We start from the raw sequence: 15344 nt of genomic DNA on the forward strand, positions 1-15344 counted from the left end.
TCGCCCGCTCGAAGCGGGCGATGACGGCGGCGGTTGTGTCGGCGCCTCGGTCAACACCTGCCTCGGCTGGGCCGTGCGCTCGGCCAAGAGGGAAACGCGCTATCGGCATATTCTGCCGTCACCGCCCGACTTGATCGGGCGGCCCAGTATTCCGTGTCATCGCAATGGCGCGGAGCGGCCGACGCTGTGCCTTTCACCATCGTCACGGCGTACTGGTTCGCCCGCTTGAAGCGGGCGACGACGGCGGAGAGAGGTGCGGCGCGCGGGCCCACTCTCCGTCGTCATCAGCGAGTTGGCCGAGGCGCCGACCCACTCACTCACCGTCGCCCTCCGCGAAGGCGGAGGGCCCAGTACGCCGTGTCGCTGATTTGACGCGCAGCGGCTGACGCACGCGCTCCTCACCGCGGATACGGGTTACTGGTCGCCCGCTCGAAGCGGGCGACGACGGCGGAGATTGTGTCGGCGCCGCGGCCAACACTTGCCTCGCGCTATCGGCAAATTATTGGAAGGCCGCGTCATCGCAGGTTCGCATGCCATCGCCGCGGCGCGCCCAGGTGGTGATCGGTCGAAAGCACAACAGCGCCTGACAGCGCCGGTTGTCTGGTGTCGAGCCGTCAACCCCGGGCGAATCACCGAGGCCCCGTCGCGATGTCGTCGCGCCGGCGATCTGTCGGATTAGCGGCAACATTGTTCATTTTCGTGTCGATCGTGCGGCGACGGTCAACCTTGATGCGGGCCTGAGCAATACGAACAGCCTTCGAGCTGTCTCTCATGGCCGGGTCATCAACAGGTCAGCGCCACCAGAATGCGGGCGCTGTCCGGATCGTGACGCGGCTAGCCGGGGGGAGCCGGACGTGAGTGATCGATTTGAACTGTTTCCGAGTGATCGTCGCCTGCATGGGGTTGCAGGCGAGGCAAGCGCAGTGCCGCCAGAATGGCCGCTGACGTCTTCGCGCCATGGGCGCGCCACCGGGGCTGTCTCTTTCGAGCAAGAGGCGAGTGCCCTGGAGCACCGGACCGGCCGGACCAACCGGTCAGGCCATCATCAGTTGTCATCAGGAGCTCTTTCCATGAAACCGCATTCGGATCAGGCCGGGCGTCGCACCAGGACCGGCTTCGTCAACAACTGGGTCGATGGCGGCGAGGACGGCAGCCGCGCGCTGCGGCGACGGGTGATGGCCATCCTGCGGGGTGCCCACCGGATGCTCGGCATCCGCCGCAAGAGCCTCGGGCTCGGCGCGCTGGGGCTGCGCGGGGCGCGGGTTGCGGGCGTGTCGCTTAGGTCGCCAATCAGCGTTGATTTGAATCGGAGCAGAGGCTGGCAAAGCGATCTTGTTGCGACGATCGGGATGTTTGCCGCAAGTTCGGTTCTCGGCGGCCTGATGTTCACGGAATCGGCTATGGCGGTGGATTCGTCTGTTACCTGTGCGTCCGTGGCCGGATCGGCCTCCTACATTCAAATGAATAATAGTGGTGGCGCCACGCCCGGTGGCTATTACCCGCCTGGCTCCCACTGCGCTTTTTATAGTCCAGTCGGGTCGGCAAATGACGCTTATGCGACGATTTATGCGAACGGAGCTACGGCCAACGCAACAAGTATTGTCACTGACAACACCACCGCCACCATATCAATGACTCCGGGCGGATCGGCAGCAAACTACGTACTTATGACGAACGGAAATGATGCGATTACGAACGCTTCCGGCGTAGTTATCTCAGGTGTCGCATCTCCAGCGTTGAGCCCAACAAGCACTTATGCTGTCAATGGTGGTCAACTCTATTACTATACGAAATACTTCCGGGCCAATTCGACTGGTCCGGAGAGCCAGGCCGGTGGAACGGACAGTGTTGCGATTGGCCCAGGCGCGTCCGTGGACGCCAACTCCGCTGCATCGATAGCCCAGGGCAATGGCGCCGCTGTAACCTACGCACTGAACGCCATCGCACTTGGCAACGGCGCAAAGGTCGCCGGGGCGTCCGGTAACCTGTCGACCAGTTCGATGGCGATCGGCAACGGGGCGACGGTCGCCGCCGGTGCGACCAAGGCCATCGCTGTCGGCAACGCCGCGAATGCGGGCGGGCCGTCGGCCGTCGCCATGGGCGATACGGCCAACGCCAAGACTCCCAATGCGGTGGCGGTCGGCACCAATGCCTCGGCGCTCGGCGGCGCTGCGGTTTCGATCGGCAACGGCAACGTCGCCAACGGCAACGGTGCCGTGGCGATCGGCGATCCCAACACCGCGACCGGCACCGGCGCCGTCGCCCAGGGTTTCAACAACACCGCGACCGGCGACGGCACCACCGCGATCGGCAACAACAACATGGTCGGCGGCGGCGGCCAGGCGGTCGGCACCGCCGGCACCGCGGCCCAGGGCGCCGTCGGCATCGGCTTCTCCAACACGGTGGTCGGCCAGGGCTCGGTGGCGCTCGGCAACCAGAGCAAGGCGCTGCAGGCCGGATCGATCGCAATGGGCGACACGGCCACTGCCAATGCGACCAAGGGGATGGCGCTCGGTTCGGGCGCGACCGCGACCAACGCCAACGATGTCGCCCTCGGTTCCGGCAGCGTGACGGCGGCGCCGAACCCGACCGCGAGCATGACGGTCAACGGCACGACCTATAATTTCGCCGGCACGGCGCCGACCAGCGTCGTCAGCGTCGGCGGCGTCGGCAGCGAGCGCCAGATCACCAATGTCGCCGCCGGCCGGATCAGCGCGACCTCGACCGATGCGATCAACGGCAGCGAGCTCTATGCGGTGCAGCAGCTCGCCGGCTCCGGCTGGAACGTCACCACCAAGGCGACCGGCACCGGCACGGCGACCGGCACCACGGTGCAGAACATCGCGCCGGGAGCGACCGCGACCTTCACCGCCGGCAACAACATCGCGGTGACCCAGAACGGCGCCGAGGTCCAGATCGCCACCAGCATGACGCCGAGCTTCACCTCGGTGACGACCGGCAACACCACCATGAACAGCAGCGGCCTGACCATCACCGGCGGGCCGAGCGTCACCTCGACCGGCATCGACGCCGGCGGCACCAAGATCACCAATGTCGCGGCGGGCACCAATCCGACCGACGCGGTCAATCTGTCGCAGGTGACCACCGCGGTCACCGGGGTCCAGACGCATTATTACAGCGTCAACGACGGCGGCACCCAGCAGGCGAACTACACCAACAACGGCGCCACCGGCACCAATTCGCTGGCGGCCGGCGTCGCCGCGGCGGCGGCGGGCACCTCGGCGGTCGCCGTCGGAAACGGGGCCACGGCTGGCGCCAGCGGCGTTGCCAATGATATCGCGATCGGCAACGCCGCGAATGCGACCAAGGGGAACAGCGTCGCGATCGGCGGCAGCACGGTGTCCGCGGCCAATGCCGTCTCGATCGGCAACAAAGCCAACGGCGGATCGTTCGCGGTTGCGGCCGGCGACAGCGCCGTGGCCGGCATCAATGCCGTCGCGGTCGGCAAGAGCGCATCTGGTGGCGGAGGCAATTCGGTCGCGGCCGGCAATGGCGCTTCTTCCGGCGGCGGCAATTCCATCGCGATCGGCAATGCCGCGACTGCGCCCGGGGCCTCCGCCGTCGCGATGGGCGACACCGCCAGCGCCCAGACCGCCAGTTCTGTTGCGATCGGCACCAACGCCACCGCGACGGGCGGCAAGGCGGTCTCGATCGGCGCCGGCAACACCGCCAGCGGCGACGGCGCGGTGGCGATCGGCGATCCCAACTCCGCGACCGGCACCGGCGCGGTCGCCATGGGCGCCAACAACACCTCGAATGGCCAGGGCGCGGTCGCATTGGGCAATGCGAACACGGCGACAGGCCAAGGCGCGGTGGCGCTGGGCAACAGCTCGAACGCGGCGGCGGCGGGAGCGATCGCCCTCGGCGACACGGCCGCCGCCAATGCGACCAAGGGGGTGGCGCTCGGTTCGGGCGCGACCGCGACCAACGCCAACGATGTCGCCCTCGGCTCCGGCAGCGTGACGGCGGCGGCCAACCCGACCGCGAGCACGGTGATCAACGGCACGACCTACAACTTCGCCGGCACGACGCCGACCAGCGTCGTCAGCGTCGGCGGCGTCGGCACCGAGCGCCAGATCACCAATGTCGCCGCCGGCCGGATCAGCGCGACCTCGACCGACGGCATCAACGGCTCGCAGCTCTACGCCACCAACCAGGCGGTCACGGCGGTGCAGCAGCTCGCCGGCTCCGGCTGGAATGTCACCACCAAGGCGACCGGCACCGGCACGGCGACCGGCACCACGGTGCAGAACATCGCGCCGGGCGCGACCGCGACCGTCACCGCCGGCAACAACATCGCGGTGACCCAGAACGGCGCCGAGGTCCAGATCGCCACCAGCATGACGCCGAGCTTCACCTCGGTGACGACCGGCAACACCAAGATCGACAATACCGGCCTGACCATCACCGGCGGGCCGAGCGTCACCTCGACCGGCATCGACGCCGGCGGCACCAAGATCACCAATGTCGCGGCGGGCACCAATCCGACCGACGCGGTGAACCTGTCGCAGATGACCACCGCGGTCAGCGGCGTCCAGACCCATTACTACAGCGTCAACGACGGCGGCACCCAGCAGGCGAACTACACCAATAACGGCGCCACCGGCACCAATTCGCTGGCGGCCGGCGTCGCCGCCGCGGCGGCGGGCACCTCGGCGGTGGCGATCGGCAATACCGCCAGCGCCCAGACGACCAATGCCGTCGCCATCGGCACCAACGCCACCGCCATGGGCGGCGCGGCGATCGCCATCGGCGCCGGCAACATCGCCAACGGCACCGGCGCCGTGGCGATCGGCGACCCCAACACCGCGACCGGCACCGGCGCGGTGGCGCAGGGCGCGAACAACACCGCCACCGGCAATGGCGCCACCGCCATCGGCGCCAGCAACATGGTGGGCGGCGGCGGCCAGGCGGTCGGCGTCGCCGGCACCCCTGCGGAGGGCGCCGTCGGCCTCGGCTACCAGAACACGGTGGTCGGCCAGGGCGCGGTGGCGCTGGGCGACCGCAACACGACAAACGGCTCCGCCGCGCTCGCGCTCGGCCGTCAGAGCAATGCGACCGGCGCCGGCACGATCGCACTCGGCCTGACAGCCAACGCCACCAACACCTATGCCGTGGCAATCGGGACCCTTGCGGCGGCTTCGGGGACAAATGCGGTTGCCCTCGGACAGGGCGGGACCGCGACGACGAACGACGGCCTGGCGCTCGGCTCCAACGCCGTCGCCGGTACAAACACTGGTGACGTTGCCCTCGGCGCGAACAGCGTGACCGCGGGGCCGAACCCGACGGCGAGCACGACGATCAACGGCACGACCTACAATTTCGCCGGCACCACGCCGACCAGCGTCGTCAGCGTCGGCAACGTCGGCGCCGAGCGCCAGATCACCAATGTCGCGGCCGGCCGACTGACCTCGACCTCGACCGACGCCATCAACGGCTCGCAGCTATACGCCACCAACCAGGCGGTCACGGCGGTGCAGCAGGTTGCCAGTAGCGGCTGGAACGTCACCACCAAGGCGACCGGCACCGGCACGGCGACCGGCACCACGGTGCAGAACATCGCGCCGGGCGCGACCGCGACCTTCACCGCCGGCAACAACATCGCAGTGACCCAGAACGGCGCCGAGGTCCAGATCGCCACCAGCATGACGCCGACCTTCACCTCGGTGACGACCGGCAACACCACCATGAACAGCAGCGGCCTGACCATCACCGGCGGGCCGAGCATCACCTCGACCGGCATCGACGCCGCCGGCAACAAGATCACCAACGTCGCGGCGGGCACCAATCCGACCGACGCGGTCAACCTGTCGCAGATGACCACTGCGGTCACGGGCGTCCAGACCCATTATTACAGCGTCAACGACGGCGGCACCCAGCAGGCGAACTACACCAACAACGGCGCCACCGGCACCAATTCGCTGGCGGCGGGCGTCGCCGCATCGGCGCTCGGCACCGGTTCGACCGCCCTCGGCCTCGGCGCGACCGCCAACAATGCGGGCGATGTCGCACTGGGCTCGAACAGCGTGACCGCGGCGGCCAACCCGACCGCGAGCACGGTGATCAACGGCACGACCTACAACTTCGCCGGCACGGCGCCGACCAGCGTCGTCAGCGTCGGCGGCGTCGGCACCGAGCGCCAGATCACCAATGTGGCCGCCGGCCGGATCAGCGCGACCTCGACCGATGCCATCAACGGCAGCGAGCTCTATGCCACCAACCAGGCGATCACGGCGGTGCAGCAGGTTGCCAGTAGCGGCTGGAACGTCACCACCAAGGCGACCGGCACCGGCACGGCGACCGGCACCACGGTGCAGAACATCGCGCCGGGAGCGACCGCGACCTTCACCGCCGGCAACAACATCGCGGTGACCCAGAACGGCGCCGAGGTCCAGATCGCCACCAGCATGACGCCGACCTTCACCTCGGTGACGACCGGCAACACCACCATGAACAGCAGCGGCCTGACCATCACCGGTGGGCCGAGCGTCACCTCGACCGGCATCGACGCCGCCGGCAACAAGATCACCAACGTCGCGGCGGGCACCAATCCGACCGACGCGGTGAACCTGTCGCAAATGACGACGGCGGTGACGGGGGTCCAGACCCACTATTACAGCGTCAACGACGGCGGCACCCAGCAGGCGAACTACACCAACAACGGTGCCACCGGCACCAACGCGCTGGCGGCGGGCGTCGCGGCCTCGGCGGCGGGCACCTCGGCGGTGGCGATCGGCAATACCGCCAGCGCCCAGACCGCGAATGCGGTGGCGATCGGCACCAACGCCACGGCCCTTGGCGGCGCGGCGATCTCCATCGGCGCCGGCAACACCGCCAACGGCAACGGCGCGGTGGCGATCGGCGATCCCAACACCGCGACCGGCACCGGCGCCATCGCCCAGGGCTTCAACAACACCGCGACCGGCGACGGCACCGCCGCGATTGGCGCTACCAACACCGCGACCTTCACCGGCGCCGTCGCCCAGGGTTACAACAACACCGCGACCGGCACCGGCGCGACCGCGATCGGCGCCAACAACAACGTCGGCGGCGTCGGCGGCGTTACTCCCGGCCTCGCGGGCGAGGGCTCGGTGGGCATCGGCTCAGTCAACACTGCAACCGGGCGGGGATCCGTCGCGATCGGTGACCATAACTCTGTAACCGGTGGCAGCTCGGTCGCGATCGGCCAATTTTCGGGTGGAACTGGCAACGAGGTCGTCGCGATCGGTAGATCCACCGGCGCGATTGGTTCAAACAGCGTTGCGATCAGCTCCTTCGCGACTGCGACGGGTCTGAGATCGTTGGCCCTGGGCAGCAACACGTTGGCGCAGACGACGAATGGCGTGGCTCTCGGCGCTGGCGCGCAGGCGACGGCGAGCGCCGGCGACGTCGCGCTCGGCTCCGGCAGCGTGACGGCGGCGGCCAACCCGACCGCCAGCACGACGATCAACGGCACGACCTACACCTTCGCCGGCACGACGCCGACCAGCGTCGTCAGCGTCGGCGGCGTCGGCACCGAGCGCCAGATCACCAATGTGGCCGCCGGCCGGATCAGCGCGACCTCGACCGATGCCATCAACGGCAGCGAGCTCTATGCCACCAACCAGGCGGTCACGGCGGTCGGCGACCGGGCGGTCAAGTACGACCTCAATCCGGATGGCACCGTCAATTACGGCAGCTCGACCCTGCAGGGTCCGGTCAGCACCGATGGCGGCGTCACCGGCGGCACCAGGATCACCAACCTGGCCCAGGGCGCGGTGACATCGACCTCGACCGACGCGATCAACGGCGCCCAGCTCTACTCGGTGCAGCAGCTCGCCGGCGCCGGCTGGAACGTCACCACGGCGGCGACCGGCACCGGCACGGCGACCGGCACCACGGTGCACAACATCGCGCCGGGGGCGACCGCGACCTTCACCGCCGGCAACAACATCGCGGTGACCCAGAACGGCGCCGAGGTCCAGATCGCCACCAGCATGACGCCGACCTTCACCTCGGTGACCACCGGCAACACCACGATGACGACCAACGGCCTGACCATCGCCGGCGGGCCGAGCGTCACCTCGACCGGCATCGATGCCGGCGGCACCAGGATCACCAACCTGGCGCCGGGCACCGCCGGGACCGATGGCGTCAACGTCTCGCAGTTGAACACCGCGGTGACTGCCGTCAAGACCCACTATTACAGCGTCAACGACGGCGGTACCGTGGCCGGCAACTTCAACAACGACGGCGCCACCGGCACCAACGCGCTGGCGGCGGGCGTCAATGCCGTCGCGACGGGAACCGGTTCGACCGCGATCGGCTTCGGCGCGACCGCCAACAACGCCAATGATGTCGCGCTCGGTTCCGGCAGCGTGACCGCGGCGGCCAATCCGACCGCGAGCACGGTGATCAACGGCACGACCTACACCTTCGCCGGCATCTCGCCGACCAGCGTCGTCAGCGTCGGCGGCGTCGGCACCGAGCGCCAGATCACCAATGTCGCGGCGGGGCGGATCAGCGCGACCTCGACCGACGCCATCAACGGCTCGCAGCTCTATGCCACCAACCAGGCGATCGACACGCTCAGCCAGGGCAGCGTCAAATACGACACCGCCGGCGGCACGGTGAACTACAACAGCATCACCCTCGCAGGACCGGGCGGCACCAAGATCACCAATGTCGCTCCGGGAGCGGTGACCTCGACCTCCACCGACGCGGTCAACGGCTCGCAGCTCTACTCGGTGCAGCAGCTCGCCGGCGCCGGCTGGAACGTCACCACCAAGGCGACCGGTACCGGCAAGGTCACCGGCACCACGGTGCAGAACGTCGCGCCCGGTTCGACCGCGACCTTCACCGCCGGCGACAACATCGAGATCACCCAGAACGGCTCCGAGATCCAGATCGCCACCAGCAAGACGCCGAGCTTCACCTCGGTGACGACCGGCAACACCAAGATCGACAGCAACGGCCTGACCATCGTCGGCGGGCCGAGCGTCACCTCGACCGGCATCGATGCCGGCGGCAGCAGGATCACCAACGTCGCGGCGGGCATCGCCCCGACCGACGCGGCGAACATGTCGCAGGTGAACAATGCGGTCAACGCCGCCAAGACGCACTACTACGGCGTCAACGACAACGGCGTGATCCAGGCCAACTACACCAACGACGGCGCCACCGGCGTCAATTCGATGGCGGCGGGCGTGGCCGCGGTCGCCTCCGGCGCCGGATCGACAGCGATCGGCTTCGGCGCGACCGCCACCAACGCCGGCGATGTCGCGCTCGGCCAGGGCTCGACGACCGCGGCGGCGGTGGCCACGACGAGCACCACCATCGGCGGCAAGACCTACACCTTCGCCGGCACTTCGCCGACGAGCACGGTGAGCGTCGGGTCCGTGGGAGCCGAGCGGACCGTGACCAATGTCGCGGCCGGGCGGCTCGGCGCCACCTCGACCGACGCCATCAACGGCAGCCAGCTCTACGCCACCAACCAGGCGGTGAACGTGCTGTACAACGGCGGCGCCGGTCCGGTGCAGTATTCGAACTCTTCGACGCCGACGACGCCGAACGGCGGCACGCCGACCAACGACCTCACTTTGGTCGGCGGTTCCACCGGGCCGGTCGTGCTGCACAATGTCGGCGACGGCGCGGTGTCGTCGACCTCGACCGACGCGGTCAACGGCAAGCAGCTCTACAACATGCAGGCCAACGTGCCGGGTTCGTGGCAGTCGCCGACCTCGAACACCTATGTGCTGAGCAATCCGGCCGGCGGCGGCGGAGCGGTGACCCTGAGCAATGTCGCGCCGGGCGCTCTGTCCCCGACGTCAAACCAGGCGGTGAACGGCGCCCAGCTCTATGCCACCAACCAGGCGATCAACAATATCGCCACCGGCTTCGGCAACCTGCAGAGCCAGATCGACAGCAACGCCAGGCGCGCCGACGCCGGTATCGCCACCGCCGCGGCACTCGGCATGATCCGCTACGACGATCGCCCGGGCAAGCTCTCGACCGGCGCCGCCGTGACCTACCACCACAGCCAGGCGGGCCTGGCCATGGGCGCCGGCTACACCACCGAGGATCGCCTGTGGCGCGTCTCGGCGGGACTGGCCTTCTCGCCGACCAACGGCAGCGCGGCCGACGTCACCGCCGGCGCCAGCGCGACCTACACCTGGAACTGATCGCCGCGCGCCGGAAACGGCGCGCCCCCTTTGGGTACCAACATCGGGATTGTCAGATGAAATCCAAGATCATGATCTGCGCCGCCGCTGTGTTGCTGTCGCTCGCGGCCGTTGGCGGTCCGTCCCGCGCCGCCGACATGGAGGTTCCGGCCGCGGCTTGCGGCGAAGGCGTCGGGGAATACCAGCGCGTCGCCATGCACCGGATTGCCGCGCAGACCGAGCGCGATCCTTCGGGACTGTGGACGGACTACGAGCTCTGGAATGTGAACACCCCGCACAAGACCGACATCTGGGAGGGGTCCTACCGCGACTGCCATGGCCAACGCATCGTCGTCTCGCAGATCGTCAACCGGCAATGCAGCAGCGCGACGGCCTGCCCGGTGCGGGTGGTGCTGCGCGACGACGCCGGCGCCGGACGGGTCCTGCTCAATTACAAGCAGGCCTGCACCATGCACGGCAGTTTCGCCATGCGGCGGGACGGCGCGCAGCTCATGGCCTGCGACGTTCCGTATAACTTCGATTGAATCGCGTGAGCGATGCGCGGGGCGGGGCGCGGGAGCGCTCCGCCTGCTCTGTTTCGGCCAGGAAGGAAATGACGGACGTGAAAGCGCGCGGGCGAGCGATCCTGTTGTCTATCGGCTGCCTCATGGCGGCTGTCCATGGAGCTGCGGCCGAGCCGGCCGCGCCGGCGCCAGCCGCGCCGGCGGCGTCGACGACGCCGAAACCGATCGACCGGTCTTTCGTCCTGCTGCTTCTGCGCTCGACGCTGCTGGCGCTCGATGACGCCAACAGGACCGGCAATTACGCGGTGCTCCATGCGCTGGCGTCGCCGAGCTTCCAGAAGGTCAATACGCCGGCGAAGCTCGCGGAGACTTTCGCCAGCTTCCGCCGCGACAAGTTCGACCTCTCGGCCGCGGCCGTTCTCGATCCGCAACTGGCCTTCGAGCCGAAGCTCGAGGCCAATGGCCTGCTGCATATCGCCGGTTCGTTCGTCGGACGACCGAGCCCGTTCCAGTTCGATCTGATGTACCAGCCGGTGGACGGGCGCTGGCTGCTGGAGGCGATCGCCGCCGGCACGCCAGGCAGTCAAGACGCGTCGAAACAGGGCCAGGCGCCGGCCGCGGCCCAGACGGCGGCGACGCCGCCTGCCCAGGCGACGCCGAGGCAGGCTCAGAAGCCTGCCGCCGGACCCTCGCTGCTGGCCCCGCCCGACAAGGCCAATGCGGCGGCGACGTTCCGCAAGCCGTTGCCGCCGCCGCCGCCCAAGCCCGATGGACTGCGGCGGAACTGAGCGGCCGCGGATCGCGGTGCCGCGCGCCGTCGGCGGCGCGCGAGCTGCACACTCCGTTGTCGTCGCCCGGCTTCGACCCTACGATATGCACACATCTCCGGATCCTCTTGCGGCGCCTCCCATTTTCTGAATCGATGGTAGTCGCAAGATTCTGGGGAACAGAAATGGAAGGTGGTTTGGGACGGTTCGGCGACCGGCGCCTGGAAAAAGGGGGGCCGGCTTGCTGGCCCGTCTGGTCAGTGTCGGTCAATCCGGCATCAGCGTGCGTCGCGTGGGGGGCAATCGCGCCGGCGAGATGCGCATTACGCGTTTTTTGCGTAACCCGCGTGTGAGACCGGACGAGATGGTCGCGACCGCCCGCGCGCGTACCGCTGGGCTGGTCAGGGGGCGGCACATCCTGGCGATCCAGGACACCACGACCCTGCGCGACGATGGCAAGCAACGCAGTTTGAACCTGCATCCAATGATCGCGGTGGATGCCCATGATGGCGGGCTGCTCGGACTTGTCGATGCGGTGTTCCTTAGCCACGTTGGTGGCAAGAAGCACCTATGCAAAAAGCGGCCCTTCGCCGAAAAGGAGAGTAGCCGCTGGCTCGACGCGACCAATACAGCAGCCAGCCTGGTTGCGTCCGGAGCGGCCTGCGTCACCGTCGTGGCCGATCGGGAAAGCGATATTTATGAGGAATTCGCCTGCCGTCCCATTGAGACCGAACTGCTGATCCGCGCCCATCATGATCGCGTGCTGGAAGACGGAGGCATGCTCTATGAGTGCATGGAGGGTGTCGCTGAACTGGGCCGCGAGACGATCGATCTGCCGGCCAATCCGGGCCGAGCCGCCCGTCAGGCAGTGCTGGCGCTGCGGGCGCGTGAGGTCACCCTGAAGCGGCCGAAACGCAACCGCCCCGCCGAGGCGGCCAAACTGCCGAAGACAGTCACTCTCACCTTGGTGGAAGCACGTGAGATCGATCCGCCGGACACCGTGACGCCGGTACATTGGCGGCTGCTGACAACGCACAGGGTGGCGACGCTGGCGCAAGCATTACTGATCACACACTTTTATCGCCAGCGCTGGACCATCGAGCAGGTCTTCCGGGTGATGAAAACGAAAGGCTTCGACATCGAGGCGGTGCGGGTTACAGAGGATGGGCCATTCGAGAACCTGACCACCGCGACGTTGATCGCTGCCATTCAAGTACTGCAGATGGTTCGCGAGCGCGACGGCGCGGCCGGGCGGCCGCTGCAAGACGCGCTCGACCCCGAAGACCAGCCCGCGCTGGAGGCGATTTGTCAAACCCTTGAGGGCAAGACCGAGAAACAGAAGAACCCTCATCCCAAAGGGTCGTTGGCATATGCCAGTTGGGTGTGCGCTCGGCTTGGCGGATGGACCGGCTATTATGGAAAGCCAGGCCCCATCGTAATGATGCAGGGGCTGCAATCCCTCAAGGCAATACTTCGCGGCTGGAGACTCCGCAGAGATGTGTGAATCTCGTAGGGCTTTGACCGGGCGACCCAGTAGCCGTGGCGGTCGTGATGGGCAGCGCGTCCGCCGCAGTGCACCGTTGCGATGACCCGGGGTACTGGGCCCCCCGGACAAGCCGGGGGGCGACAGCAGAATGTGCCGATAGTCGGCGCATCCCCTGTTGTTCTGGCAAAATCTGTGCGCCGGCAGCGGAGAGAGCCGTTCTGCAAAGCCTCCGCTTGCGGGCATGACGTTCCCGGACAGGTACTCGTCCCGCCAGAACAAGATCGCCAGCCCGATCCGGTCTATCGAGATGCAGGCTGCCGCGATCACGGCCGCTCATCACCGGAGCTTCCGGAACGGGCCGGGCGTCGACGTCGTCATGCCCCGGATGCTCGCGACCCGATCTACCATTCCAAGAGCGCATGCGGCCTGTCGTCGAAACCGTTGAAGTGATCGCAGCCGCCACCATCATGGTGAAGTGGCGGGACAGCGTCCAGCCGAGCACGGTGCGGCTCGACGGCTGGATCCGGTCTGGAGGCACGCAGCGGGCAGGCCTGCTGCGGCCGGAATGCTTTCGAAAGCTCCTCGTCTCGCAGTTTGGCAACGCCATCCTGTGGGAGGGATGCGAAGGAGCGGTGATGACCGCCCTCCTGCTATGGCACCTGGCCGAGGAGCAGCGACCGTTCACGGGCGAAGACGCGCGGGCCTGGCAGGCGCGGACGAAGCTCACCAACGACGAGGTGGCCGACCTGTTCGGCATCAGCATCAGGACGTGGCGGTCTTACCGGAGGGGTGGCAGGGTTCCGCGGTCCGTCGCCATGGCATGCCGCGCGATGTCGCGCGATCCGCTGCCGCTGCAGGCTCATCTCCATTGTCCGCGCCACCTGCGGATTTACGCCGATCCGCTTGCCGAAGGCTGAAGTCCCGAGGCACCTGCCTGGCAAATGCAGATCGCGCAGTGCGCGACAAGTTCCGTTCGTCGCGAGAAAATACCCGGGCCTGACAAAGCCGGTATCGTTCGGCTTCGCAATGCGACGGTCGGAGCCATGGTCGATCAGCAGGACGCAGACGGGGACTGGCCCGAACGGGTGAGAAAGGTGCAGATTCATCCGAGTGTGCCGGAGCAGCTGCGCGAAAATCTCAAGATGAGCGCCAAGAAGGGCGGCCGCTCGCTCAATCAGGAGATCGTCGATCGTCTGACGAGATCGCTCGCCGAGGACGGCTTCTGAGCGGCAACGAAGACGATTGCGCAAATGGCGCTGGTGCTGTGGCGGCGTCGACTGACGGCCTGCGGCGGCGCCATGCGCAATCCGTTCGGCGACGACGGGCGTCGCGCTGAACTCGGCCGTCGCCGATCGCCGTCGTAGCAAATGACGAAGCCGCTCCACTGGACGAAAGGGGGCTCCCATGCAGGTCCAATTGGCGTTCGTTCTCATGGTTGCGCTGGTGCTGGGGCTTGTCGGCCTCGCCTTCTGGCTGATCCGCGAATTCGCCGCTGAACGCCGGGTACAGACCCGGGACGCGACGCGGCGGATCTCGGTCGTCGAGTTCGCGGCAATCAAAGGCGGCCGTCAGCTCGTGCTGGTTCGTTACCGGGAAACGGAGCATCTGCTGCTGATCGGCGGGGCGGCCGACGTCGTGGTCGAAAGCCGCATTGCCCCGCCGCCTGCTCGATTCGAAGCTGAAGCCCGGCCATTCGCCATCCGCGACGAGGAGGGGGCGGCGGCCCCGTCGGCCGACGTCGTGCCCTACGCCCCGACACTCCAAAGACCGGCCGCGCCGACCCTGCCGTGGGATCTCCCGGAGATGTCGGCGGCGCCCCGGGATCCGGCGTTCGAGCCGCTGGAGCTGCGGCGCCGGTTCATGGCGGAGGCCGGGGCGCGGACGGAAGACCATCGCGCGCCGATGATGTCGAGCGGCGACATGGAGAGGCTTGCGGAGCTCGAGGACCAGATTGCCGATCTGCTGAACGGATCGCGACCGCAGGTCTCCGGGCTCCGCACACCGGGGCAGGAGGGGCGAGGGGGGCAAGAAGGCGTGCCGGCCCCGCATTCCTCTCGATTCGACCGCACCTGAACCGGCCGGCACGCCTTGGGCGCATCGCACGACGTCGGCGGCGCGCGAGCTACATACGCCGGTGCCGTCGCCCGGCGCAGATCCTACGAGATTCAGACATCCGGGCGGCGACAACGGAGTGGAAAGATGCGCCCTGACATTCATTCTCGTCATGGCCGGGCTTGTCCCGGCCATCCGCGTCTTTTTCGTTGATGGCCTGCAAAGTCGTGGATGCCCGCGGCAAGCGCGGGCATGACGATGGAGAGGCTGAAGGAGTGGCTGCCCTTTCGCATCCTCGCGGAATACTGGGTTCCCGCTTGCGCGCCGGGCGGCGCAGAGAGCCGTTCTGCAAAGC

The 15344-nt window shown here is 67.9% G+C and carries 7 protein-coding genes; all 7 read left to right on the plus strand.

The window, feature by feature from the left end:
* The first annotated feature begins 1871 nt into the window (after positions 1–1871).
* Positions 1872–10181, plus strand: coding sequence for a hypothetical protein (locus DB459_RS27470; RefSeq protein WP_305884134.1), 8310 nt, complete (start codon positions 1872–1874; stop codon positions 10179–10181).
* A gap of 56 nt (positions 10182–10237) precedes the next feature.
* A complete protein-coding gene (locus DB459_RS15355) occupies positions 10238–10705 on the plus strand; it encodes a hypothetical protein (protein ID WP_253706118.1) in 468 nt (155 codons plus the stop codon).
* A gap of 68 nt (positions 10706–10773) precedes the next feature.
* Positions 10774–11472, plus strand: coding sequence for a hypothetical protein (locus DB459_RS15360; RefSeq protein ID WP_253706119.1), 699 nt, complete (start codon positions 10774–10776; stop codon positions 11470–11472).
* Between the two features lie 220 nt (positions 11473–11692).
* Positions 11693–12955, plus strand: coding sequence for an IS4 family transposase (locus tag DB459_RS15365; RefSeq protein WP_253706120.1), 1263 nt, complete (start codon positions 11693–11695; stop codon positions 12953–12955).
* Between the two features lie 401 nt (positions 12956–13356).
* Complete coding sequence (locus tag DB459_RS15370) at positions 13357–13854, plus strand: hypothetical protein (RefSeq protein ID WP_253706121.1); 498 nt, start codon at positions 13357–13359, stop codon at positions 13852–13854.
* Positions 13855–13878: 24 nt separating this feature from the next.
* Entirely contained in the window at positions 13879–14163 is a 285-nt protein-coding gene (locus tag DB459_RS15375; RefSeq protein ID WP_253706122.1) for an Arc family DNA-binding protein, read from the plus strand.
* Between the two features lie 178 nt (positions 14164–14341).
* Positions 14342–15010, plus strand: a complete 669-nt coding sequence (locus tag DB459_RS15380; protein ID WP_253706123.1) for a flagellar biosynthetic protein FliO — start codon at positions 14342–14344, stop codon at positions 15008–15010.
* Positions 15011–15344 lie beyond the last annotated feature (334 nt).

The sequence above is a fragment of the Bradyrhizobium sp. WD16 genome (assembly GCF_024181725.1).
Taxonomy (GTDB): Bacteria; Pseudomonadota; Alphaproteobacteria; order Rhizobiales; family Xanthobacteraceae; genus Bradyrhizobium_A.